Raw genomic sequence first — 24,243 nt, forward strand, 5'->3', positions numbered from 1 at the left:
AAATAAACAATTAAAATTATGAAAACGAAAATTTGGATTCTTTTAGCAATTGCTTTTGGTATTTGGGCTTTTACGCCTAATCGTAATATTTCTGGTACTGTTTTGTCATCTGACGATGGTTTGCCCATACCTGGGGTGACCGTACTTTTGAAAGGTACAAGTACAGGAACCGTTACAGACGTAAATGGCAAGTACAAAATTGGCGTTATAGACGAAAAAAGCACTTTGATTTTTAGTTTTATTGGATTTAAAACCAAAGAAGTAAAAGTGGGTAAAAAAGACACCATAAATGTTTCTTTGGACTACGAGGCAGCCGCACTAGAGGAGGTTGTGGTTATAGGATATTCAACTGTCAGAAAGAGTAGTTTGTCGGGTGCGGTAACAAAAATTAATGGTTATGGGCAAGATTTTCCAAGCTTTACGCCCAATGTGGAGCAGCTTCAAGGTAGAATGGCAGGCGTACATATAAAACCTAGTTATAATAAAAGAAAATCGGAAAGAAGACCCTATGAATCTAAAACGCTTTTTGACAAAGAAAATAATGAAGAATATAATGGGCTCGTGGAAAATGCATTTATGGAAGTCAAAAAAGATGCTTTGACGACGTTTTCGATAGATGTGGATAGGGCCTGGTATAGCAATGTAAGAAGAATGCTAAGTGATGACATAATGCCTCCAAAGGATGCTATTAGAATAGAAGAAATGATAAATTATTTTGATTATAATTATCCTCAGCCAAGTGCAGAAAGTAAAGATCCAGTGACAATAAATACCGAATATTCTGATTCGCCATGGAACGCTGGCTTAAAGCTTTTGAAAATTGGGATTCAAGCCAAGAAAGTAGAAACGGACAAGCTTCCAGTTTCAAACTTAGTATTTTTGATAGATGTTTCTGGCTCTATGCAAGATGCCAATAAATTGCCATTGGTAAAAAAGGGTTTTGGCCTGTTGGTAGATCAGCTTAGAGAAGAAGACAAAGTGTCTATTGTGGTTTATGCTGGGGCAGCAGGAAAAGTTTTGGAACCGACTTCTGGAAAAGATAAAACGAAAATAAAAGATGCTTTGGAAAAATTATCAGCAGGTGGATCTACTGCTGGAGGCGAAGGGATTGTGTTGGCATATAAAATGGCCGAACAAAATTTTGTAAAAGATGGAAACAACCGAGTGATTTTGGCCTCAGATGGGGATTTCAATGTTGGTGTTTCTAATGAAAAAGAACTTAAGGCATTGATTGAAAAGAAAAGAGAAAGTGGGGTGTTTTTGAGTGTGTTGGGCTTTGGTATGGGAAACTATAAAGACAATAAAATGGAGGTTTTGGCTGATAAAGGCAATGGAAATTACGCCTATATCGATAATCTTCAGGAGGCTCAAAAAGTGTTTGTTAGTGAGTTTGGAGGTACACTTTTTACTGTAGCAAAAGACGTGAAGTTGCAGTTGGAGTTTAATCCACAGCACGTAAGTGCTTATAGATTAATTGGCTATGAAAACAGAATGTTACAAAACGAAGATTTCAATGATGATCGCAAAGATGCCGGCGAAATGGGTTCGGGACACACTGTTACGGCCATATACGAGATAGTGCCTTTTGGTGTAAAAAGTGAGTATTTGAAATCTATAGATAAACTGAAATACCAAAAAGTAAAATCCGAAAAAGAGGAACTGGCGATGGAAAACTCTGATGAAATATTAACAATAAAACTTAGGTACAAAACCCCAGATGCTTCTAAAAGCCAGCTTTTGCAAAAAGTAGTATTTGACAAATCGGTAGATTTTGAAAAGACTTCCGAAAACTTTAAAATGGCGGCTGCTGTTGCTGAGTTTGGGCTTTTGCTTCGAGATTCTGAATATAAAGGAAAGGCAAATTATGATCAGGTAATCCATATTGCAAAAGAAGCCAAAGGGAAAGACGAAGAAGGCTATAGGGCGGAATTTATAAAATTGGTAAAGACAGCAAAGTTACTAGTAAAGAGCGAATTAGCAGATAATTGATTTGGCAATAGCGTTAGTGAAAACGCCTTCTAATTGGAATATATTAGAAGGTGTTTTTTGTGTTTAAATTTTATTTTTTCAAAAATCTAAAAGTATCAAAATAGAATAATAGCTTTACAATGTGAAACCTAATTGAGAATCGAATCATTGCGTAAATATTATAGCCTTCCTTTGTTGTTGCTCATTTTTACTGGCTTGGTATTCGCTGTCGTAATGACCGAAAATACACTTCCATATTTTGATTTTTCTCCTCGGAAAGGCTTCCTTGGCACTAAAACATTTGAGGTTACTTCTCAAGCGATTTTTAGGATTGGTTTCTATGTGCATATAAGTTCGGCTCTGTTAGTTTGGTTGGTCGGGACTCCACAGTTTTTGCCAGAATTCATTGTAAAATATGCCAACTGGCATCGAATGTTAGGTAAAGTTTACGTTTTCGGAATCCTATTTTTGGCTGCCCCATCAGGACTTATTTTGGCACGATTTGCCAATGGTGGTCTTTCTGCTAAGGTGGGTTTTGCTTTGCAGTGTTTGGTTTGGTGGTTTACTACTTTTAAGGCTTTTAAATATATCCAAGAAGGAAATATTACACAACATCTTAGGTATATGGTGAGAAGTTTAGCAGTTACTTATGCAGCGTTTAGTCTTAGAACAGAAAGCTATGTCATGTATCAATTTTTAGGAACAAAACCCATAGAAACATACCTGACAGTGGTTTGGCTAAGTTGGGTTGGAAACCTTTTATTAGCAGAAATAATGCTATCATCAAATATTGAAAAATTTTACCTTAAAATAATAAAACCTAAATGAAAACTAAATTATTGTTGATTGCGGTTATCGCAGTTTTACTAACTCAAATGTCTTGTGCTGACAAAAAGAAAATGGTACTTCAAACTCACAAAGAAGCCGTGGACTCACTTAGTACAGGCTCCAATGACAGCATTGTGAAAATGACCAATATTGATATTCACAAATTACTTGATACCGCAGATTTATCTAAAATATTTTATAATTATGACTCCCTAGGTGCTTTTGACAATCGGGTAGACGGTTTTTTTGGAGAAGATCATTACCGCATTCAGTTTTATTTTTCAAAAGTTTGGAAAGACAGCCTGAATCCTTTAGTGTATCATATAGAAGGTAAAACGAAGTTTAAAGCCAACGTCGCACCATTTAAGGGTTCCATAGTTTTAGAAAAAGCCATGAAATTTACTGATCCAAAGGTTAATATTGATGAATTTAATTATGAAAATGACTCGCTGAAAGGCTCGTATAGTTTAGTAGGAAAACTTCAGTTTGAGGAAGACAAAAAACTAAATTTCGCAGGGGTTTTTACAGGCGACTTTAGAATGGAAATGGCCTATATGGCTTCTGGAGATAGATTTTTGTGGCATTTTTCACCATCTTTTGGGTCCAAAGGAGGCGGGTATGTTTCTGCGGGTACCTGGCAACAATATGGAAAACCGACTGTTAAACCGTATATTTTTGGAAAAGATATCTTCATGTTTGCCAATGATATTCTTGCAGATTTCAGTTATGGAGAAAGGGACATCCAAATCAATGAAAAATATGTGCCGCTCGGTTGGGACAATTATTGGGAGCAAGACGAATGGTGGGTGGATTCGAAAACTAAAATGTAACAATATTACATCTCCAATCCATATCCTTTTCCATGGCTATTGTTGATTTTGATGTTCGGGTCGTTTTGGAGTTTTTTGCGTAGTTTTGACACCAGTACGTCTAGGTTTCGACTGATTACAAACACGCCTTCGTTTTCCCAAACTTCCTTAAGTAATGCGTCTCTGTCTATTATTTCGTTTGGTTTTTCGGAGAAAAGTAGGAGCAGTTTAGTTTCTTTTTCGGATAATATGATTTGCTCTTTTTCAAAGATTAAAAATTTGCTTTTAGGATAAAACTTAAAGGCCCCAATTGTTGTATAATCTTGGTTTTCATCTGGTTTGGTGGTTTTTTTTCTGTAAAGAAAAAATCCAATTAATAATAATCCGAAGGTCGAAATGCCAATTGCAATATTCTTAGGCATTGCCGTTTCTAATAATTGAATTTCTATTTTATAACACGCTTTTGGATAAACCCTTCCTAGGCAAGGAATACTGAAATCATTGCTTTTTGTGACTTCGTAGCCATATACTATGGCTTTTTCTTGACAGCTGTAAACGTTCACTCGATATTCGTTTTTGGCAGAATGATATGCCAAATGACTTTGAACGATATTAATCAATGTGTCAGGATTAAGTTGAAAATCACTTTCAAACTCAATCATGTAGGTGTTTTCACCGAGTGATTTTATAGGCAATACTCTTGATGTAGAATCACCAGATTGTAGTAAGAGGGTATGGCCAATATTTCGGAAAATTTGGCTTTCATTTTTCTTTGTGCAAGCAAGAAAAAACCCCAAAATGATTAAAAGAAAAAGAGCTTTTGATTTCATATTCGCCTGCAATTTATTCCAAAAACTATCATATTCGTGAGTCTTTACATATAATTTACACTATTTTACATTTGCCATGGCACAATCTATATGTTTTAAACTAATTTTATTTATCAATTATTTTTTGAAGATAAGAAATTCTTCAAAATCAAAATCTTATATAAAACTCAATGAAACAGTTTATTTTGATTATTGTTTTTTCAGCATTTTCCAATGCTGTTTTAGCCCAAGACTTAGCATACGAAGTGAGAAGCAAGAACGGGAGAACTATTACAAAGGACGTAATGGAACATTCAAACTCGTTGGCGGATTTGATAGAAGGTTATCCTGCGAATTGGGTCAAAGACTTTATTTCGGTGGAAATTTTGGCATCTGACAAGGTGAATTCATTAAAGGCTGTGGGACAAAACGAGCAATTAAACCTTGACCAAAAAAGGATTTTAAGTACAGCTAAATTAGATTCCGAAGTGGAGGTGAATGTTTGGTACAAAACCGAGAATTCGGTGACGGAGCAAAAAATGAACATGAATATGTTGGTTAAAATGACCGTAGTGCCTGATAAACAAGCCGTATTTAAAGGAGGATATGAAATGCTAAAACAATATCTTAAGGAAAATATAGTACAGAGAGTAGTGGAAAACACGCCGGTGGAATTTCAAAAAGGGAAAGTGGAATTTGTGGTTGATACTACAGGGAAGGTGATAGATGTTGAGATTTCTGCATCGTCTGGGGATACTGATTTAGATAATTTTCTTCTTGAAATATTCAATAATATGCCAGAATGGAGCCCAGCTCAAAGCATCAATGGTGAAAAAGTAAATCAGAAATTTGAATTTAGTATGGGTATCGGTGGGTGTTAGGATTTCCTTTATATACAACTGATTTTTACAGATTCTTTACATTGTTTTACACCTTTTTTACAATGCTTAGTATTACCAAATTTAGTTTTGTCCAAAATTAAACGCGGCGGCGGAACGTAATTAAAATTATGAAAAATGTAATATTGGTATTGTTTATTCTAGCGGGAAAATTAGTATTTGCTCAAGATCATTTTTCTAACTGTTCAGCGGTATTTCTTGAGGACAAAATGATAGTGGAGGAATATTCTAAAAATGCTAAATGCAAAATAGCCAAAGACACAAAAGGCTGGATTTCGGCAGGAACGGTAAGCCTTGGAGAAAAAGCAGAAATTACAAGCAAATTTGCCTTTGGTATTGCCATAAAAGATGCTGAAACAGGTACAATTACGATGTTTTCGCCTAAAATTTTCAAAAAAATTGAAGCAGAAAAAGTATTGGCGAAATGCAAAAGAGGCGATTCGGTAATCATCATGACTACTGATGATGAATATTCGCTTCCACACAATGAACTTTTAGTTTATTGAAGTTTAAGGTATTCTTTTTTTTTGCTTTGAATTTGTTTTGTAATGAATTTCGAGTAAAAATATATCATGTCGTTTAATTCTTTAAATTGGGAATATTTTCTATAAATTTCAATAGGATTCAACGATTAATGAAAATGAAGAAATACGTAACATTATTATTTTCGCTATTGCTTTCCAACACTTTTGCCCAAAAACCCATCAGCCTCTTCAATGGCAAAGACCACACAGGTTGGCATATTGATGTACCAGCTTTGGATAATGACCCTAATGGCAAAAACCCTTTTATCATCAGAGATGGTATGATGGTGAGTCTGGCGGACCCACAGGGACATATCATCACCGACAAAGTATATGAAAATTACGAACTCACGGTTGAATATCGTTTTGCAGGCAAACCGGGCAATTGCGGAGTTTTGGTACACGCTTCTACGCCAAGGATACTTTATAAAATGTTCCCGAAATCTATAGAATGTCAACTTATGCACGACAACGCAGGCGATTTTTGGTGCATAGGCGAAGACGTAGTTACGCCCGACATGGAAGTCCGTCGTGGCAAAAAAGAAGATTGGGGCGTAACCGAAGGTAAAGAACGCCGAGTAAAAAACCTTACCGATGATTCTGAAAAGCCATTAGGTGAATGGAATACCATGAAAGTCAGATGCGAAGGCAAAAAAATCACAGTTTGGGAAAATGGCGTTTTAGTAAACGAGGGCATAGCCACAGCAAGTAAAGGCCAAATAGCACTACAAGCCGAAGGCTCGGAGGTGGAATTTAGAAAGGTGGAGTTGATGAAATTGTGAGGTTTTGAATCTTGTTTTTTTGGCCAATTAGGATCCGAACATTATGGCAAAAAAAGTGTTGACTCAAGATTTCTCAGTTTTGGTTAATTCTGTCGGCATTCAAAATTTTAACAAGCTTCTGTATTTTCTTAGAAAATTTTAATAAATTTGTACATAATTACGTACAAAATATGTTAACTACCAGTATTTCAGATTTTAGAAAAGATATAAAAACATATCTCGACAAAGTAACCGATAACTTTGAAACTCTTGTTATAAACCGTGGAAAAGACACAGGTGTGGTAGTTATGTCTATAGATGAATATAATTCCTTGTGTGCTACAAATCATGAAATGTCTTCAAGGTCAAATAAAGAACGTCTAATTTCCGCTATTGATAAGCTTAAAGAAGGAAATGGAGTTAGTCGTGAATTGATAGAAGAATGAAATATATTTTTGTAGATGAATCTTGGGAAGATTATCTTTTTTGGCAAAAAACAGATAAAAAAATGTTATCCCGAATTAACGAATTACTAAAAGATATATCTAGGACACCGTTTTCAGGTATTGGAAAGCCAGAACCACTAAAATATGAATTTAAGGGGTTTTGGTCTCGTAGAATTGATTCCGAACATCGACTAATTTATCAGTATCGAGAAGGCGAAATCTTGATTGCCAAATGTAGGTTTCATTATGATTAATATCTAATTTAAGTTTATTTTCCATTTATGAATTAATATTCACCCCCCAGAAAAAAATGAAAGTATTATTTATAGGCGGCACAGGAAATATAAGTACGCCAGTTAGCGAAATGGCCGTGGCTCGTGGAATAGACCTTTATCACCTGAATCGTGGAAATAGAGAGCCAATATTAGGCGTAAAAAACCTTGTTGCTGATATTGAAAATATTTCCGAAACTGAAAAAGTATTAAAGTCTCACGAATGGGATGTGGTTGTAAACTGGATTGCATATACATCAGAGCAAGTGCAAAGAGACATCAATCTTTTCAAAAACAAAACTAGGCAATATGTTTTCATAAGTTCGGCATCGTGCTATGAAAAGCCGCCAACCAATTATATCATCACAGAATCTACGCCGCTCAAAAACCCGCATTGGCAATATTCAAGAGACAAAATTGCTTGTGAGGATTTGCTAGTAAAAGCATTCAGAGAGCAAAACTTCCCGATGACTATCATTCGACCATCGCATACTTACTATTCGGTTTTTCCGCTTTCATTGGGTGGTTGGACAGAATTCAATGCCGTGGATCGTATGCGTAAAGGACAACCAGTGGTTGTTCAAGGCGACGGCACCTCGCTTTGGACGGTTACTCATGCTCGCGACTTTGCAAAGGCTTTTTTGGGTATGATGGGCAGACTAGCCTCAATTGGCGAAGCTTATCACATTACGTCAGATGAAGTTTTGACTTGGAACCAAATATATATCCAGTTAGCAGAGGCTGCTGGAGCAAAAGCGGATATAGTACATGTGCCATCTAAAAAAATCATAGAATACGCCGACGAAAACGGTTTTGAGTCAGAAGAAGGTGGCCTTTGGGGCGATAAATCGCACTGTGCCATATTCGATAATACAAAAATCAAACGCTTAGTACCAGATTACGTGGCAACCATTCCCTATGCAGAAGGAATTAAAGAAACCATCGCTTGGTTTGAAGCGGACCCTAAAAGGATGATTATCAATCCTGTTACGAATAAGCTTTTGGATGGCTTGGTGAAGAAGTGGGGGTGAGGACTCTGGAAATGAGTCCCCAGGGATAAATTATCTTTAAAGAAAAAGTGTAAGTTTTACCAATTTAAAGTTTGGCTAAAGCCAATACGATGATTCATTTTTATTACGCCAGCTAAAGCTGGTAGGAATTGGTTCTCGTTGTGATTTTTCCATAATCTGATTTTTATTACCACAGGCTTCAGTCTGAGGATAAAGGAAAGCGACTTCTTTTTTGACTTTAGTCTAAATACTTTATTACTATTTTATTAATTTCGTATAGTTAAAATGAATTTGGTAAGTTTTAAAACTAATTGCCTTTCAAGGTTTGACCTATCGGTCTGATCACCCAAATTCGGTGTTTATGATAGGCTTCTAAAATAAAATAATAAAGAAAGATAATCGCAAAGTTTATACAAAAAGCAAAAAACATTGCTAACCAAGGAGTAAGTGTAATAAATGGTGTAATTGGAGATAGACTTCAAAATACTGCCATTGCAATTACTATGGATTTTTATAAAAAAAACCATAAAGTTGAATTGAACAAGGCTGGTTTTGGGAAGAATTTTAATGAAAAAGGAGCTACATCAAAAATTTGTATTTTAGTTCATGGGCTAACAAATAACGAAACCATTTGGTCATTTCCAGACCAAAGTGACTATGGAACACTTTTGCAAAATGAGTTAGATTACTCTCCGTTTAATTTAAGATACAACTCCGGTTTGCATATTTCTGATAACGGAAAAGCGTTTTCAAAAAAAATCCAAGAATTAGTAGATAATTACCCAATTGAAATTGAGGAAATTTCAATTATTGCACACAGTATGGGTGGTTTAATAACCCACAGTGCTTGTTATTATGCACAGTTGGAGCAGATGGTTTGGGCCAAAAAAGTAAAAAACATATTTCTTTTAGCCACTCCGCATTTCGGTTCTTTTCTTGAAAAATTTGCGAACCTCACGACTAATATTTTAGAAAAAGTACCCAATTGGCACACTAGAATGGTCGGAAAGGTAATTAATCTCAGAAGTTCTGGTATAAAAGATCTTCGATTTGGGTATCTTACCGAAGACGATTGGAATAACGTAGATCCTGATAAATTACTGAAAAACAACAAAATGCCGGTTTCAAAACTTGTAGGAGTAAATTATTATGTGATTTCCGCAAGACTAACTACTGAAGAAAAACACTGGGTAAGTTATCTCTTTGGGGATATTTTAGTTAATAAAAAAAGTGCTTTAGGCAGATCAAAAAGTGATAAAGGGTTCAATTTTCCAGCAGAAAACCATTTTGAGTTTGCTAAAACTTTTCATTTTGAACTTAATACCAGAATGGAAGTTTATGAGAAAATAAAAAGTTGGATTTCGGCATAAATCGTTATCAATGATTAGGAAAAAACACATATTTATTCAGTAGTCCTCGCTTCTTAAACTTAGTCCAGTTTTCAGTAGATTGTTTTAGGCGATTCTCTATGATGGAGAGTACCGAAGGGTTTAGGCCCAAGCCTATATGGCTGCCGCGAACTTGTATGTTTTGGTGTATTTCGTCTTCGTTTTTTTCCAGACACATTTTCCAAGGCACCACGCCGTCTTCTTTGGAATATATGGCTGTAGTAGGCACGGGAGCTGGTAAAGGTAGGTCCTCAAGAAAGGTTTGATTTACATTTTTTACTTTTTTGCCTCCTGTTATCAAAGAATACAACCAAGCAGCATTGTTAGGTTCTGTAAGACCAGAAAATGGCGAACCGAGCGTAATCACCTGTCTGATTTGCTCTGGTCTTTCTTTGGCAACTTGTCTCGCAAAGACGCCTCCTAAGCTCCAGCCCACAAGACTTACTTGTTCGCCAGTGGTAGTATAAATTTCGTCTATTTTCTCTATCAGCAATTCTAAAAACTCAATCTTGCCAACATTTCTTCCTAATCCCCAATCGTACACATCATAACCCAAGCCGGCTATGTATTTTCTAAGAAAACTTGTAGATCGAGCAGAACTCATAAAACCAGGCATAACAAGCACAGGATGTCCATCTCCAGTTTTTTCTTTTTTCTTAAAACCGCCAAAAGGAATATTAAGACCCCACTCTAAAAGAGCTCTGCTGGGTTCGCTTAATAAAAGCAACATTGAAGGACGTCTAATAATATGATCCATAGGTTGAATGGCCGAAATAGTATGTTTTCAGCAATAATCTAACTGCTAATTACGAGCCATTATTTTGTTTTCAAAACAAATGTTGTTAAAATAATGCAAAAAAATAGCAAAATGTTAAAATTTTTTGTCTTTTGTCATCAAAGTTTTGCATCTTTATAAAGTAATATTGAGTCATCAACAATTAAGAAATATACCTTTCAAAAGCTTGTGAATTATGGATAAAAAAGCCGAGATACAAAAGGTTTTAAGCGAAAACGGTTTTCAAAAAAAATTAGCGAGAATTTCAGTTCAGAAAGGATTAAGCCAAGTGCAAGCTAATATTGAGGCAGAAACGTATCTTCAAGAACTATTTACCGAACATGACCCCACAACCAATATCGGTTTTGTGGAGTTGTTTCAATATATGCTTTCTAAAGGATATGATAAAACCATAGACACAAACCCTGACGAATTAAAGGCTTTGGCAAAACTGATGCGGAGCAATCCCGTGGCTTTTGTACTTACGCACAAGTCTTACATCGATCTTTTGGTGCTTTCTTTGGTTTTAGCCCGCCACGGTTTGCCTTTGCCCTTTTTGTTCGCTGGCAAAAACCTCGATTTCTTCCTGTTTGGTAAAGTTGCTCGTAAAAATGGCTTAGTTTTTATAAGAAGATCATTTAAAGATAATCCAATTTATAAAGCTACACTCAGGCACTATATCACCTATTTACTCAATAAACAGTCCAATTTTATGTGGGCTATAGAAGGCACTCGCTCACGCACAGGTAAACTGGTTTGGCCGCAAATGGGCATATTGAAGTATATAATGGAAGCTAACCATGACGCACACCAGAAGGTGAAGTTTGTGCCAGTTTCCATCGTTTTTGACCTCATTCCTGACGTAGTTGAAATGACCGAAGAGGGTAGGGGCAAAACCAAAAATCCTGAGAATATCAAATGGCTGTTTAACTATTGGAACTCCATGGGAAAAACCCACATGGGGAAGATTTCATTAAGAATCGGCGATTCTGTAGATATGGAGGAAGGCCAAAAGTTTGAATTGCCAGAAGAAGCCACAAAAGATGATTCAGAGGTTAATCTTGACGATAAGAATATCTCCAGCTTGGCCTTTGATTTGGTACATAAAATAAATGACATAACTCCAATTACCACAGTTTCATTGGTTTGTCTTTCGGTTTTGAGCAAGTTTGCATTGAGCAAAAGAGGCGTAGAAAGCCATGTAGCCAGTCTAATGCAGTTGATTGAGCGGCACAAAGACGACGCACTAGTAGATAGGGGCAGACCAATCGGCGAAAGTGTACAGGTTGCCCTAAATCTTCTGACGCAGTCTGGGGTTTTGTTTCAACAAGGCGAAAGTTTACATGCCAAATACACCGTAAACAGGGAGAAATATTTACCCGCTACCTATTATGCCAACATGTCGGTGCATCATTTTTATCATCGTGCCTTTATAGAGTTGGCTTTGCTAAAAGTGGCAGAAATAGGCGTAAAAGACCGAATGTTTCAGTTTTGGACAGAAATAATGTTTCTCAGAAGTTTTTTTAAGTTTGAGTTTTTTTATTCTGAAAAAGAAACTTTTGTAGCCGAAATAGAATCTGAGCTTGAGTTTTTGGATCCAAACTGGGAAGAGGTGTTTTTTGAAAAGAAGACCGATATTCTAAAATTCTTAAAAGAAAGACGCATGTTGGTGGCTCCTGTAATTCTTAATAACTACATAGAAGCCTACAAAGTGGTGATTCATGGTTTGCAAAACTGGGATATTGCTGTGCCATTTGAAGAGAAGAAATTTATTGAATACTGTCTTTTTTTAGGAGAAGAGATGCATTGGTTGGGTCAAATAAAAAGAGTGGAGGCCGTTTCCAAACCTTTTTTGTTAAATGGAATTCGCTTGGCAAACAATTTAAAACTGATTCCATCTGCTGCAGAGCCTAGAAAAGACGAGATTTTTAAATATTACACCGACCTTGAAGATTTGGCTCAGAGGGTAAACCAACTTCAAAACTTCACACTCGATATGCACGGTAACCCCAAAATGGAGGACGTACCACTTGAGAGAGAAATAGTGCCTGGTTCTAAAACTGATAATATCACCAGAGAAATATTGGAAGGTGAAAAAGGGCCCCATATAGCTGCTTTTTTTGATTTAGATCGAACGCTTATCAAAGGATTTTCTGCAAAAAACTTTGTGCAATCACGCCTAAAAAGCGGCAAGTTTTCTTCAAAAGAAATTCTAAATCAATTCACGGGAGTGCTGTCCTATGCTACGGGCAACGGTAATTTTGCTAGTTTGGCCGGACTTAGTGCCAAAGGAGTGGAGGGCGTACATGAGCAGGTTTTTATAGATTTAGGAGAGGAGGTTTATCAAAAAAAACTAGCGGAGGCAATTTATCCAGAGTCTCGAGCTTTGGTATCTGCACATATTTCTATGGGTCATACAGTGGCCATAGTTTCTGCCGCCACGCCATATCAAGTCGAGCCTGTAGCCAGAGATTTAAGTGTTGATATCGTGAAATGCACCCGTATGGAAGTGGAAAAAGGAGTTTTTACGGGTAAAATAATAGAACCCGCATGTTGGGGAGAAGGAAAAGCAATAGCTGGAAGAGACTTAGCGGAAAGCCATAAGCTGGATTTGGGTAAAAGTTATTTTTATACAGATAGTGCAGAGGACCTTCCACTAATGGAAATAGTAGGAAAACCACGCCCGATAAACCCTGACAGTAAACTTTCTGTTTTGGCTTTTCAAAACGATTGGCCAGTTTTAAGGTTTTCGGACGACAATACTTCAAAAATTAGCAACGTAGTCAGAACGGGATTGGCAAGTGGAATATTTGTTCCAGCTATAATGAAAGGCCTAGCCAATGGTATCACAAAAATGTCGTGGGACGAAGGTGTTGAGTCAATGATGTCTTCTCTGGGAGATTTTGGAACAACCGTGGCAGGGATTAAATTGGCAATAAAAGGCGAAGAACACCTCTGGTCGCACCGTCCAGCGGTATTTATTTTTAATCATCAAAGCAATGCAGATTTTTTAATAGCTCTTAAATTGATTAGAAAAGGGGCTAGGGGAGTGGCTAAGAAAGAACTGGAAAGTATGCCGATAATAGGTCAAATGTTGAAAGCAGCAGGAACTATTTTTCTAGACAGAACAGATAAAGAAAAGTCGATAGAAGCCCTTAAGCCAGCAGTGGAGAGTTTGAAAAGTGGCACTTCTGTGGTAATCTTTCCAGAAGGTACAAGAAGCTATGACTATACTTTAGGTAAATTTAAAAAGGGAGCTTTCCACATGGCCATGGAAGCGGGAGTGCCTGTTGTTCCAATAATTTTAAAAAATGCCCATGATGCTATGCCACGTGGCAAAAACGTGTTTAATCCTACTTTAGTAGAGGTAGTGGTACTTTCGCCAATTCATACGCATGATTGGTCCAAAACCAATCTTGACAAAAAAATTGCGGAGGTTAGAGAAAAGTTTTTGAATGAATTACATCAACAAGAGAGCGTATAAATTGTAAAAATATGAGTTTAAAAGTAGGCTTGATAGGAGGCGGTTCATGGGGCACAACGGTGGCTTCGTTGGTCTCTAGAAACTGCCCAACAACGATTTGGGCAAGAGATTCACATACTGTTGAAGACATCAATAAAAATCACCGAAACGAAAAATATTTGGCGGGGATAAAACTCAACGAAGCTCTAAAAGCGAGTGATTCATTAAAAGAAACACTAAAGGATGCCGATGTGGTGATAATGGGCGTACCAACCCAATGCAGCAGGAATGTTTTAGAAGAAGCCAAACCGTATATTAGGCCTTGGATTCCTATTATTAGTCTTTCTAAAGGCCTTGAGCAAGGTACCAAAATGCGGCTGACACAGATAATAGAAGAGACCATGCCCGGTCACCCCGTTGGCGTATTAACAGGTCCCAATCTTGCCAAAGAGATTATGCAAGGGCAGGCCGCCGCTGCAGTATTGGCTATGGTAGATGCCAGTATAGCTCATGCTTTGCAAAAGGTTTTTAGAACAGGACTTTTTAGAATATATACCAACGACGACGTGATTGGCTGTGAACTAGCAGGGGCACTTAAAAACGTGATAGCCATAGCTGTAGGTATGGGCGACGGCATGGGAGCAGGAGACAATACTCGATCTGCTGTAATAACGCGAGGGCTGGCAGAATTGACGCGTTTGGGCGTAGCAATGGGCGGCCAACCTATGACTTTCGCTGGCTTAGCGGGTATGGGGGACTTGATAGCTACCTGCACAAGTCCTTTAAGTAGAAACAGATATGTGGGTGTACAGTTGGGCATGGGTAGAAACATCAAAGACATCATTAGCGAAATGTCTATGGTGGCAGAAGGTGTAAAAACGAGTTCGGTGGTTTTTGAGTTGGCTCAAGACTTAGGCATAGAAATGCCCATAGCTGCCGAAGTATATAAAGTAGTAAATAATCAAACTTCTGCAATAGACGCATTTAAAGGTTTACTGAAAACAAGATCAGGCTCAGAGGCTGAGCCAGGATAACGGTGGTGCAATTTTTCAAATTGCACAATAGAGCTATGATTGTTTCAACACTCCAATTATTGTAAAGCGATTTTTCAAATCGCTGGAAAATTTAGGTATTAGAACTCCTTTTTGCAAAAGCGACAGTAATTTTATATTTCTTAAAATTCATTTATTTTGTTAATAATAAGTGATTTGCAAAATCGCTCTACTTTTGTAACTTTTCTGTAACTTCCATATTTTAGATTTGTGGCATAATTAAAAAACGAAGACAAATCTTTAAAACATATTATCATGGAAAAGGCAACAACATCAGCAAAAAAAGCAGCTACTAAAACTACAAAAGTAGCAACAGTTAAAACTACTGGAAACCAATTGAAAAGTTCAGCTAACGCAATAGTTGGCGAAATCAAAGAGAGCTCAAAAGAAATCAATGGCTTGGTAAAAAAAGCGGTTGATCAAGTATCTGACAAGGTGGAGTTTACAGAAGGAGTAGACAAAATAAAAGCATCGGTAAAAGTGATTAATACGCAAGTAAAAGATACGGCAACTGATATATTTGAAGAAGTAAAAGATATGACCGAAGACGTAGTGGAAGTAGCTTCTAAAAGTGCTAAAGAGTTATCTAAAAAAGTAGAGGCGGATTTCAATACAGGTTTAGAAAAAGTAAAATCAACTGCAAAAAATGTAGAAGACAAAGTTATGGAAAACGCGAAAGAATTGAAGAAAAACACGACCAAATTGGCAAATGAAGTTGTGGAGAATTTGAAAATTAATGATAGAATTACGGCTATTAAAAAAGCAGTTGTAAATGTAAATGCCAATGCATTGAGCACTACGTCGGAGTTGATAGAAAGCCTTGAAGAAAACGGAATGAAATGGCAGAAAGTTTCTGAAAAAGCCATCAAAAGTGGTTTGAAACTAGCTGAAAGTCAGCAAGAATTAGTATTCTCGACTTTAGAAGCTGTAAAAACACAATTCGGCAAAACGACCAATCGTTTCAAAAAATTATTAAAGAATTAATAGGTTAGGGTTGAATAGATGAAATGCCTCCTGCTATGTGGGAGGTTTTTTTATCCCTTTTTAGCATCCAGCATCTTTCCTAAAATTTTAGCCAAACGCATGGCTTGGTCAAAATCCCCATCTATTTTTAGGCGGCCTTGAATAAAAGCCGTCTGTACGTCAAGCTTTCCAGTTGCTATTTTTACAAGATATTCTTCATTTATTGAAAATGTGGCATCGGGGTTTTCAGCTTTTCCGGCACTCACAGTTCCTGGGTATTTGCTTATATCGACAATCCATTTTGAGTTAGCATCATTTTTTACATTAAACTGAAACAAACCAGTTTTTGGTTTTCCATTATCAGGAATTTTCTTTAGAAATGTTCCCAATTCCGCAAACAATTTGTCTGAGGCTGGTTTGCTAACTTTCTTTGGTGCTTTTGCTTTTTGTTTCTTTTCTAAGTTCAAAACAGCGGCCTCCAGTTCGTTGGCAGATTCTCTGATATATTTCGTAAAATTATCCAAATCAGGCATGGAGTTAACGTCAGAAAACGGACTAATGGTTACGTGTCCGTCATAACTTAATATGGTTATTATCAGCCCCATACCATCAATAATAGGAGCGGAGCCCATCACCGTTATCATTTTATGTCCATTGATATAAAGCGGAATTTTTGGCCCGGGTACATTGGTAATAGCCACATTAAATACAGGTTTGTGCATTTCCGAAATCTTGTATTTCGAATACAAGCGAGCTGCTTGGTTGGCTATTCCGAAAGGGATTGCTTCGGCCATATTGGCGAGTGTTTTGGCTCCCATGGCACCCTGATAGGTTTTGCCTCGGTTGGTGTTTTCCTGTATAGCTTCAAGTCTAGCAATCGGGTCTTCTATATGTGTGGCTATCTGTACCAACATCGCCGAAAGCTGATTGTCAAACTCTTCTTTGTCCTTGTTTCGGGTCGAAATAGGCACCATAGCTACCAGTGACTTCTCCGGCAATTTGTTTTTTTCTTTTAGGTATCTTCTTAATGCACCAGAGCAAATTGCCAAAAGCACGTCATTTACGGTAGCATTCATTGTGTTTTTCAAAACCAAAATTCTATCCAAAGAAAGTATAGCCGAATTCCATTTTCTTCTTGCCGCAATGATTCCATTTAGTGGCGTATGTGGTGCTGTAAACGGTACAGTTGGTAATTCGGTCTTTTGAATTCGTGTCAAAAATCCAGCTTTCAGTGTTGCTTTTAAAGTATTTGAGACCAATTTCGGAAACTTCAAAGGATCTTTTGCAAAACTAAGCGTACTGTTTAATATCAAAGCAGCCTCGTTAGGTATTTTGGCAGGTTTAAATGGTTTTGGTTCGGGAATTTCTTTGGTTTCGGGTGTAAAATCTAAGAATAAACTGAGCAAACCTGCACCTCCTACACCATCTACTGCTACGTGGTGAATTTTAGAGATAATAGCAACCGACCCTTTGGGCACTTGCGGAATGTTTTCAAGCCCTTCTACAAAAGTCATAGACCAAAGCGGACGGTTTTGGTCCAATGGCTCACTAAAAATATCTGAAGCGGTTTTTCTTAAATCTTTCCACTCACCAGGCTTAGGCAAGGCGATATGTTTGATGTGTAAATCAATGTCAAAGTTGGGGTCATCTACCCAATATGGATAATCAATACTAAGCGGAACATATATTAAGCGTTGTCTTAATTTTTCGAACTGATGAATACGAGAATGTACTGTTTTTTTGAAAGTCTCAAAATCTATAGAACCTTCTATGATTACCACTGAACCGATGTTCATGGGGCTGGTTGGAGTTTCTGTATAAAGAAAAGCCGCATCCATACCAGACACCGCTTTGAGGTTATCAATTGTCAAGTTTTCGGTTAATTTTTCCAGCATTTTTATTTGTTTTTGAAGTGAGCCTATTAATCCTTATTTTTATATAAAATTTTGAAATAGTACAAATATTTACGAAATATAAAGAAATGGCGGAAAAAAAAGAAGAAACGGCCTCTTTTGTTCTGAGGTTGTCTCAAAAGATATACAAAGGAGAAGACGGAGAGTCGCATATTCAATATCGTGGCAACATTAGGCATGTTCAATCAGGTGATGAATCTAGGCTGACTAGCTTTGAAGGAGTTGAAGAATTTGTGTCTTCCAAACTTACGGACCTGACTAAAAAAGCCATAGAAGATAAGCCCGAAGAAGAGCAGAAAGGTATATTGACAAAGAGTTTTGATTTTTGGAAAAAGGTTGCAACGGCTACGCCAAAATTGGTAATAGATTCCATAAAAGACCCTAAAAAACAAGCCCATCAGATTCAAGAACAAATCCAAGATCAGATTCATCAATTTGGAGATGCTATTAGCCATAAAATTGAAGAAAAAATAGGAGGGAAGCTGGACATTGAAAATATATTGAGTCCATCAAAATCAGAAATAAAGCAGATTTTAGATACGCTTTCGGCATTGAGCACCCAAGTGGAAAAACTGAACATGCAAATGGAGGCTATGAATAAACCTACCAAAAAGAAATAGGCTCTGATGCGTGAAATAGACAATATTTTGGCAAAAAAAACCACTGCTCGCGTAAAGGTGTACACTTTAGGTAAGTTTGAGGTGTGGGTTGACGGCCAAAAACTCAGCTCCAAAGACTGGGGCAGAGACAAGTCTATTCAGTTGTTTCAGTTTTTATTTTTAGCTCGCAATCGCCGGGCTATGCACAAAGATCAAATTGTAGATAAACTTTGGGAAGATGACCTCGACGACCAAGGATTTAAGGTGGCACTTCATGGCATCAACAAGGCTCTAGAACCTTCCAGAAAAAGCCATTCTGAAACAAAATATGTGGTAAGAGTCGGGCATACTTATCAGTTAAATCTGGAGGATATTTGGGTAGATGCAATAGCCTTTGAAGCTTTGGTAAACCTTGGAAATCAAAATTTGAATGAAAACCCAAGCCTTGCAGAAAAAGCTTTTAGAGAGAGTTTAGCTATGCATGAGGGTTCTTTTTTGCCAGATAGGATTTATGAAGATTGGACCAGTGATGAGCGGGAGCGTATTCAATTGTTGTTTTTGAGCACATGCAATACCCTAGCCGAGCTTATTATAAATGAAAACCCAAACGAAAGCATACAATTATGCCAACAAGCATTACTTTTGGACGTGGCTTGGGAAGAAGCCTATCGCATACAGATGGAAGCATATTTTATAAAAGGCAATAGGCCAATGGCCATAAAAACATATCAAGTATGTGAGAAAGTTTTGCAAGAAGAATTGGGCATAAAGCCTTTGCCCGACACAAAAAAAATGTATTATAAAATAGTGGAAGCGGAATGATGATAAAAAGACGCTAAAAACATAAAGTATAATGGATAACATTGAAAACGATAAATATTATGAAATGGCCTTAGAAAAAGTCCAGTCATTAATGTTAAAAAAGCCAGACAAGGCGAGCTTAGAAGGACAAGAATTAGAAATGTTGATAACCTTAATTGAGGCCTACGAAGATATTCATTTTCCAATGAGTGCTAGTGATCCTATTGCCTATTTACACTTTAAAATGCAGCAAGAAAATCTAAAGCAAAAGGATTTAATACCATTTATTGGAGATAAATCAAAAGTGTCAAAAGTGCTTAACAAGAAACAGGAATTAACAGTATTAATGATTAAAAAACTAAGCCTAGGCCTCAATATTCCATTAAATTATTTGATTTCTCTTAGTGTATAAATTTCTTTGTAACTTATCTGTAACTCCTTGATAATAAATTTGTGTATATTTTATTTTTAAACAAAACAAATAATGGAAAATACACCAAAAACAGTAGTAAAAAATACAACAGCTGCAAAAAAAACAACAACAGCTAGAAAGCCTAAAGTTACGGTTGTAAAGCCAATAGAAGAAATAAAAACAGAAGCACCCAAAGCAGCAAGTCCGAAAGAAAAATCTACTTTAGACAAAGCCATAGAAGTTGGAAAAATTACTGGGAGTATTGTTGGTAAAGCGGGTGGGAAAATATTAAATTCATCTTTGAAAACAACCAAAACTATCGCTGGAATGTACTCAAAAGCTGGAAAGTCTGCTTTTAAAATAGGTAAAGAGTTGTTAGCAGATACTACTAAAGTAGTGGTTAGCAACCAGAAAACTGTAAGAGAGACATCAGCAAAGGCATTTAAAGAAACTGTAGAAACTATAAAGGAAAGCCATATTATCGAGAATCCTTTGAAAGTTATTTTGAAAAACAAAAAGACTAAAAAATAATGTTAAAATCGACCGGAGGAATAAATCTATTTACCCAAAATTATTTTGTGGATAAGCCAGTGGGCAATATTTTATTGGTACACGGTTTGGCTGAACATTGTGGCAGATACGCTCATGTAGCCGATGCCTTAAATAAAATTGGACTCAATGTTTATAGTTTTGACCTTCGTGGACACGGTAAATCAGATGGACCTAGGGCTTTTGTAAAAAGCATAGATGAATTTAGAGAAGATGTTGAGGTTGTTTATAATTCTATTCCAAAAGATTTGCCAACGTTTATTTTGGGTCATAGTCTTGGTGGATTGATTACCCTCAATTTTCTGATGTTTAGAGAAAGAACAGATATTGATGGAGTTATTTTTTCGGGTGCTGCTCTTGAAATAGGAGAGGACATTACGCCATTTACCCAAAAAGTAGTTACATTTTTAGCAAAAATAGCCCCTAAGTTGCCGACCGTGAAACTTGATCCAAAGACTGTATCAAGAGACCTCAAAGAAGTTGAAAAATACGCCAATGACCCTCTAAACTATCATGGAGGTACAAAAGCAGGATTGGGATTAGCTATGCTAAATGGTATAAATAAACTTAAATCGCAGTTTAAAGATTTCACCTATCCAGTTTTAATAATGCACGGTGAAGGAGACAAATTGGCAAATCCGGAAGGCTCAAAAGCTTTGTATAGCCAATGCACAAGCACCGACAAAACCTTGAAAATATGGGATGGAGCCTTTCATGAGATTTTTAATGAAATAAACAAAAATGAGATTATTCAATATACTACACATTGGATAAAAGAGCGGATTTAATATGGACGAAGAAATAAAAAAACCATCGCTTTTTTTACACTTAACCGAGATCTTTCGGGCTTTTTTTGAAACTATCTTTGGTCTGTTTTTTTTAATAAAAACTGAAACCGCTTCTGTAAAAAACGGAAAAGTAATATTGGTTTTGCCTGGTTTATTAAGCTCGGATTTTACGACTTCTATACTTAGAAAATACCTTACCAAGCTCGGTTTTCAGGTTTATGGTTGGGGATTGGGTAGAAACTTGGGTAGGTTGAAATATCTTCAGCCTCTTGCACAACGAATAGAAGAATTAAGCAAGAAACACAACAAAAAGATTATACTGATAGGCTGGAGCATGGGGGGGATTTTTGCAAGAGAACTTGCTAAAATGAAGCCAGAATATGTGGAAAAAGTGTTAACAATGGGCAGCCCCTTCGCCAATGTATATGCTCCAAACCACGCAAGATGGATTTTTGATTTATTAAACAATGCTTCAGACCTTAAAAAAGAAACGGTAGATCAGCTTGGCGTACCACCAGCTTTACCAACAGTCGCTTTGTATTCAAAACAAGATGGCATAGTGCCATGGAAAGTATGCATGGATATTCCAGAAACTGCCCAACACCGAAATATTGAAATCAAAAGCAGCCATTTTGGGATGGGAGCCAATGCTTCGGTTTTGAAAACTGTGGGGGAGGTTTTGAAAGGCTAGTTTTTTATTTTATTCTTCAAAAAAACCCTTTGAATTTCTTGTTTAAAAATTTCAAAAATCATAGAACAGCATTTTTTAAGTCTTTCAAATAGTTTTTTGAGCCTAAATACTGAAAAAGTAAAGCTATTATTAAACTGACAAAAATGCCGCAATAAGCCCATCTTAAACTCAAGTCTCCAAACCTTGGTAAAAGGGCGTCGCTGAGCAAACCGATTACAAGCGGTCCTCCACCCAATCCTATTAGATTGAGAACAAAAAATAATATTGCTGAAGCAAAAGCCCTCATTTTTGCATTTACTAAACTATGGGTAATGGCTATGGTAGGCCCTAAATATAGAGCAGTTAAGCAAGAGGTTAAGAAAATTCCAACATAAACAAATGAAACCTGATTGCTGAAGAAAGTTATAGCTACAAAAGGAAAGGAAATAATGCCTGCTATCATAGGTACCCAAATGTGCCATCTCATATCTTTATGGCTGTTTTTATCTGACAAATACCCTCCCAAAAAAGTACCAATACCGCCACCTATTCCCATAGTTAAACCAAGGACAATACCTGCTGTGGCAATGTCGACATGATGAACTCTGTTCAAAAATGCAGGCATAAAATTACCGATTCCATAAATACTAAATCCCTGAAAACCAGAGGCTAGAGCAACAAAAATGAATGTTCTTTTTTTCATTAAAGTTTGCAATACTTCTTTTAATGTAGGATTAATGGAGCTCAAGTCTGCGGCATCAGAAAGCCCCCTTATCGGTTCTTTGATAGAAAAGTACACAATAATTGCAAACAACAAACCTGGAATTCCAATCGCATAAAATGCATTTCGCCATCCGAACGATTTGGCAATTACACCTCCAATTATGAAGCCCAACAGGATTCCGATGTAGATTCCCATAGAATAAATAGACAGTGCAGTGGCTCGTTGTTTTAATGGGAAATAGTCAGAAATTATTGAATGAGCAGGTGGGCTTCCTCCAGCTTCTCCAACGCCAACACCAACCCTAGCTAAAAGCAACTGAAAAAAGTTTTTTGACATTCCGGAAATGGCCGTCATGGCAGACCACAAAGCAAGACTTGCAACAATAATATTTTTGCGATTGCTTCTATCTGCGAATCTTGCGATAGGGATACCGAGAATTACATAAAATGCAGCAAATGTGAGACCAGTAAGTAAGCCAAGTTGCGTATCAGACAAGCTAAGTTCAGCTTTTATAGGCTCCTGAAGAATCACCAATATTTGTCTATCAATAAAATTGAAAACATATACTATGGTAAGCAAAAGAAGTACTTTCCACTTATAATTTGGGTTTAATTCTTTCATGTTTTTATTAAGGTTTTTTGGGTATTGATTTTAAGATCAACACTTTATATAAACAAGGTATAAAACATTTTTAACTCTTTTGTTATTAGAGGGTTAAAATTGTCATGCATTAAGATGGAAAGTAAAATTAGCTTTAAGTACCGATTGGTTATAATATTTGATGAATTAAAAGAAGTCTAATGGTTTGGACGGGATGTAACCATATCTCAAGCTTTACAAACACTTGCTATATTTTCAAAACAAGATGGTATAGTGCCATGGAAAGTTTATATGGATACACTTGAAACAGCCCAAAATAGAAATTTAGGAATCAAAAGCAGTCACTCTCGTATGGGAGCCAATACTTCGGTTTCAGAAATTGTGGGGGAGGTTTGGAAAACTAAACCCTTGCCTCCAAAATCCGCTCAGTAGGATTCATCATGTAAGTTAATATTGCATTGTCTTTCATTACTTCCACTACCCTGAAGCCTTTGTATTCCGTGCCCCAGCTTCCGCCAAAGTGGGCATCAAAAATGTATGGGATTCCATGGTGGACTTTTATGTCGTCAAGTGTATGAATATGTCCATGAAAAACGGCTTTGATGTTTTTATAGTTTTCAAACATTTTTATCAATTCGGGACTATCTATACAGTGCTCCACCCAAGGTATTTGGGGTATGTGTAGGAATATAAAAGTGTTTTTTTGTGCTTGGCTTTTCTCAAGGCTTTCTTTCATAAATTCCAAGTTGGGCGAAACGTACTCGCCTTTTTCAGTTGCCGTATTCCCAAGGATTATGGCGTTGTTTTTGATTTCAAAAGTATGATTGGCTGGCATTTTCCATACTTCCTCCCAGCGAGCTTCGCTCACTTTATCGTGGTTTCCTTTGGTAACGAAATACGGGATTTGTATTTGGTCTAATTTTTGTTTGACAATTGGCAAAAGCGAGGGTTCGTCGTGAAACAAGTCGCCATTTATCACACAAAAATCTACCGTTTGTTCTTTACAAAAATTGTTGATGTTTTTTACGAGTGATTCATGAAATGCGTCAAAATTAGTCTTGGGTTGACCATAATGACCATCAGACGCAACGATGAATCTTAGTTTTACTTTTTTTCTTGAATTAAAAAATTCAGCAGCAGACACAGTTTTTCCGGAAAGAAATATTGCTCCGCTTATAGAAAGGGATTTCAGAAAACATCTTCTGTCTAATTTCATGAAA

Annotated in this window: 24 protein-coding genes; 19 read left to right on the forward strand and 5 right to left on the reverse strand. The window is 36.8% G+C overall.

Annotation, left to right across the window (positions count from 1 at the left end):
• Window positions 1–18: 18 nt before the first annotated feature.
• The 3 genes from EGI22_RS00575 (at window position 19) to EGI22_RS00585 (ending at window position 3,626) form a co-directional block, all read left to right on the forward strand.
• Complete coding sequence (locus EGI22_RS00575) at window positions 19–1,989, forward strand: von Willebrand factor type A domain-containing protein (protein WP_255065640.1); 1,971 nt, start codon at window positions 19–21, stop codon at window positions 1,987–1,989.
• 132 nt (window positions 1,990–2,121) lie between these two features.
• Window positions 2,122–2,796, forward strand: a complete 675-nt coding sequence (locus EGI22_RS00580; protein ID WP_255065641.1) for a DUF2306 domain-containing protein — start codon at window positions 2,122–2,124, stop codon at window positions 2,794–2,796.
• Window positions 2,793–3,626, forward strand: a complete 834-nt coding sequence (locus EGI22_RS00585; protein ID WP_255065642.1) for a hypothetical protein — start codon at window positions 2,793–2,795, stop codon at window positions 3,624–3,626. The genes EGI22_RS00580 and EGI22_RS00585 overlap by 4 nt, the downstream gene beginning before the upstream one ends.
• A 5-nt stretch (window positions 3,627–3,631) precedes the next feature.
• Here the strand turns inward: EGI22_RS00585 and EGI22_RS00590 are convergent, their stop codons facing one another.
• Window positions 3,632–4,435 (reverse strand): winged helix-turn-helix domain-containing protein, encoded by an 804-nt coding sequence (locus EGI22_RS00590; protein WP_255065643.1) that lies wholly within the window; start codon window positions 4,433–4,435, stop codon window positions 3,632–3,634.
• Between the two features lie 170 nt (window positions 4,436–4,605).
• Between EGI22_RS00590 and EGI22_RS00595 the strand changes: the two genes are divergently transcribed.
• From EGI22_RS00595 to EGI22_RS00625, 7 genes are all read left to right on the forward strand, one after another.
• Window positions 4,606–5,295, forward strand: coding sequence for an energy transducer TonB (locus EGI22_RS00595; RefSeq protein WP_255065644.1), 690 nt, complete (start codon window positions 4,606–4,608; stop codon window positions 5,293–5,295).
• A gap of 128 nt (window positions 5,296–5,423) precedes the next feature.
• Entirely contained in the window at window positions 5,424–5,819 is a 396-nt protein-coding gene (locus EGI22_RS00600) for a hypothetical protein (protein ID WP_255065645.1), read from the forward strand.
• 134 nt (window positions 5,820–5,953) lie between these two features.
• Window positions 5,954–6,619, forward strand: coding sequence for a DUF1080 domain-containing protein (locus EGI22_RS00605; RefSeq protein ID WP_255065646.1), 666 nt, complete (start codon window positions 5,954–5,956; stop codon window positions 6,617–6,619).
• Between the two features lie 170 nt (window positions 6,620–6,789).
• On the forward strand, window positions 6,790–7,044 hold the full coding sequence (locus EGI22_RS00610; RefSeq protein WP_255065647.1) for a type II toxin-antitoxin system Phd/YefM family antitoxin: 255 nt from the start codon (window positions 6,790–6,792) through the stop codon (window positions 7,042–7,044).
• The gene (locus tag EGI22_RS00615; protein WP_255065648.1) at window positions 7,041–7,298 is read left to right on the forward strand and encodes a Txe/YoeB family addiction module toxin; all 258 of its coding nucleotides are present in this window, start codon (window positions 7,041–7,043) and stop codon (window positions 7,296–7,298) included. The genes EGI22_RS00610 and EGI22_RS00615 overlap by 4 nt, the downstream gene beginning before the upstream one ends.
• Before the next feature lie 56 nt (window positions 7,299–7,354).
• Window positions 7,355–8,347 (forward strand): SDR family oxidoreductase, encoded by a 993-nt coding sequence (locus EGI22_RS00620; protein WP_255065650.1) that lies wholly within the window; start codon window positions 7,355–7,357, stop codon window positions 8,345–8,347.
• Between the two features lie 482 nt (window positions 8,348–8,829).
• Window positions 8,830–9,696: a hypothetical protein gene (locus EGI22_RS00625; protein ID WP_255065651.1), complete on the forward strand. Its 867-nt coding sequence runs from the start codon at window positions 8,830–8,832 to the stop codon at window positions 9,694–9,696.
• A gap of 7 nt (window positions 9,697–9,703) precedes the next feature.
• On the opposite strand, the gene EGI22_RS00630 is transcribed toward EGI22_RS00625, so the two are convergent.
• Window positions 9,704–10,471, reverse strand: coding sequence for a triacylglycerol lipase (locus tag EGI22_RS00630; RefSeq protein ID WP_255065653.1), 768 nt, complete (start codon window positions 10,469–10,471; stop codon window positions 9,704–9,706).
• A gap of 214 nt (window positions 10,472–10,685) precedes the next feature.
• Here EGI22_RS00630 and EGI22_RS00635 point away from each other — a divergent pair, with 214 nt between their 5' ends.
• From EGI22_RS00635 to EGI22_RS00645, 3 genes are all read left to right on the forward strand, one after another.
• Window positions 10,686–13,973, forward strand: coding sequence for an HAD-IB family hydrolase (locus EGI22_RS00635; RefSeq protein WP_255065654.1), 3,288 nt, complete (start codon window positions 10,686–10,688; stop codon window positions 13,971–13,973).
• A gap of 11 nt (window positions 13,974–13,984) precedes the next feature.
• The gene (locus EGI22_RS00640; protein WP_255065656.1) at window positions 13,985–14,986 is read left to right on the forward strand and encodes an NAD(P)H-dependent glycerol-3-phosphate dehydrogenase; all 1,002 of its coding nucleotides are present in this window, start codon (window positions 13,985–13,987) and stop codon (window positions 14,984–14,986) included.
• Window positions 14,987–15,259: 273 nt separating this feature from the next.
• Window positions 15,260–15,988, forward strand: a complete 729-nt coding sequence (locus EGI22_RS00645) for a hypothetical protein (protein WP_255065657.1) — start codon at window positions 15,260–15,262, stop codon at window positions 15,986–15,988.
• A 50-nt stretch (window positions 15,989–16,038) separates the two neighbouring features.
• Here the strand turns inward: EGI22_RS00645 and EGI22_RS00650 are convergent, their stop codons facing one another.
• On the reverse strand, window positions 16,039–17,862 hold the full coding sequence (locus EGI22_RS00650) for a wax ester/triacylglycerol synthase family O-acyltransferase (RefSeq protein WP_255065659.1): 1,824 nt from the start codon (window positions 17,860–17,862) through the stop codon (window positions 16,039–16,041).
• Window positions 17,863–17,948: 86 nt separating this feature from the next.
• On the opposite strand from EGI22_RS00650, the gene EGI22_RS00655 reads away from it, so the two are divergent.
• The 6 genes from EGI22_RS00655 to EGI22_RS00680 all read left to right on the forward strand — a co-directional run bounded on the left by EGI22_RS00655 (window position 17,949) and on the right by EGI22_RS00680 (window position 21,720).
• Complete coding sequence (locus EGI22_RS00655; RefSeq protein ID WP_255065660.1) at window positions 17,949–18,500, forward strand: hypothetical protein; 552 nt, start codon at window positions 17,949–17,951, stop codon at window positions 18,498–18,500.
• Window positions 18,501–18,506: 6 nt separating this feature from the next.
• Complete coding sequence (locus EGI22_RS00660; RefSeq protein ID WP_255065661.1) at window positions 18,507–19,301, forward strand: bacterial transcriptional activator domain-containing protein; 795 nt, start codon at window positions 18,507–18,509, stop codon at window positions 19,299–19,301.
• A gap of 31 nt (window positions 19,302–19,332) precedes the next feature.
• Window positions 19,333–19,692: a type II toxin-antitoxin system HigA family antitoxin gene (locus EGI22_RS00665; protein WP_255065662.1), complete on the forward strand. Its 360-nt coding sequence runs from the start codon at window positions 19,333–19,335 to the stop codon at window positions 19,690–19,692.
• Between the two features lie 72 nt (window positions 19,693–19,764).
• Window positions 19,765–20,223: a hypothetical protein gene (locus EGI22_RS00670; protein ID WP_255065663.1), complete on the forward strand. Its 459-nt coding sequence runs from the start codon at window positions 19,765–19,767 to the stop codon at window positions 20,221–20,223.
• Window positions 20,223–21,029 (forward strand): alpha/beta hydrolase, encoded by an 807-nt coding sequence (locus EGI22_RS00675; RefSeq protein WP_255065664.1) that lies wholly within the window; start codon window positions 20,223–20,225, stop codon window positions 21,027–21,029. Before EGI22_RS00670 ends, EGI22_RS00675 begins: the two co-directional genes overlap by 1 nt.
• Window position 21,030: 1 nt before the next feature.
• The gene (locus EGI22_RS00680; protein WP_255065665.1) at window positions 21,031–21,720 is read left to right on the forward strand and encodes a triacylglycerol lipase; all 690 of its coding nucleotides are present in this window, start codon (window positions 21,031–21,033) and stop codon (window positions 21,718–21,720) included.
• Between the two features lie 58 nt (window positions 21,721–21,778).
• Here EGI22_RS00680 and EGI22_RS00685 read toward each other — a convergent pair whose 3' ends face one another.
• Together EGI22_RS00685 and EGI22_RS00690 are read right to left on the reverse strand one after the other, a co-directional pair.
• A complete protein-coding gene (locus EGI22_RS00685; protein WP_255065666.1) occupies window positions 21,779–23,044 on the reverse strand; it encodes an MFS transporter in 1,266 nt (421 codons plus the stop codon).
• Between the two features lie 379 nt (window positions 23,045–23,423).
• Window positions 23,424–24,239, reverse strand: coding sequence for a metallophosphoesterase (locus EGI22_RS00690; protein ID WP_255065667.1), 816 nt, complete (start codon window positions 24,237–24,239; stop codon window positions 23,424–23,426).
• Between the last annotated feature and the right edge of the window lie 4 nt (window positions 24,240–24,243).

Source organism: Lacihabitans sp. LS3-19 (genome assembly GCF_024343575.1).
GTDB lineage: Bacteria > Bacteroidota > Bacteroidia > Cytophagales > Spirosomataceae > Leadbetterella.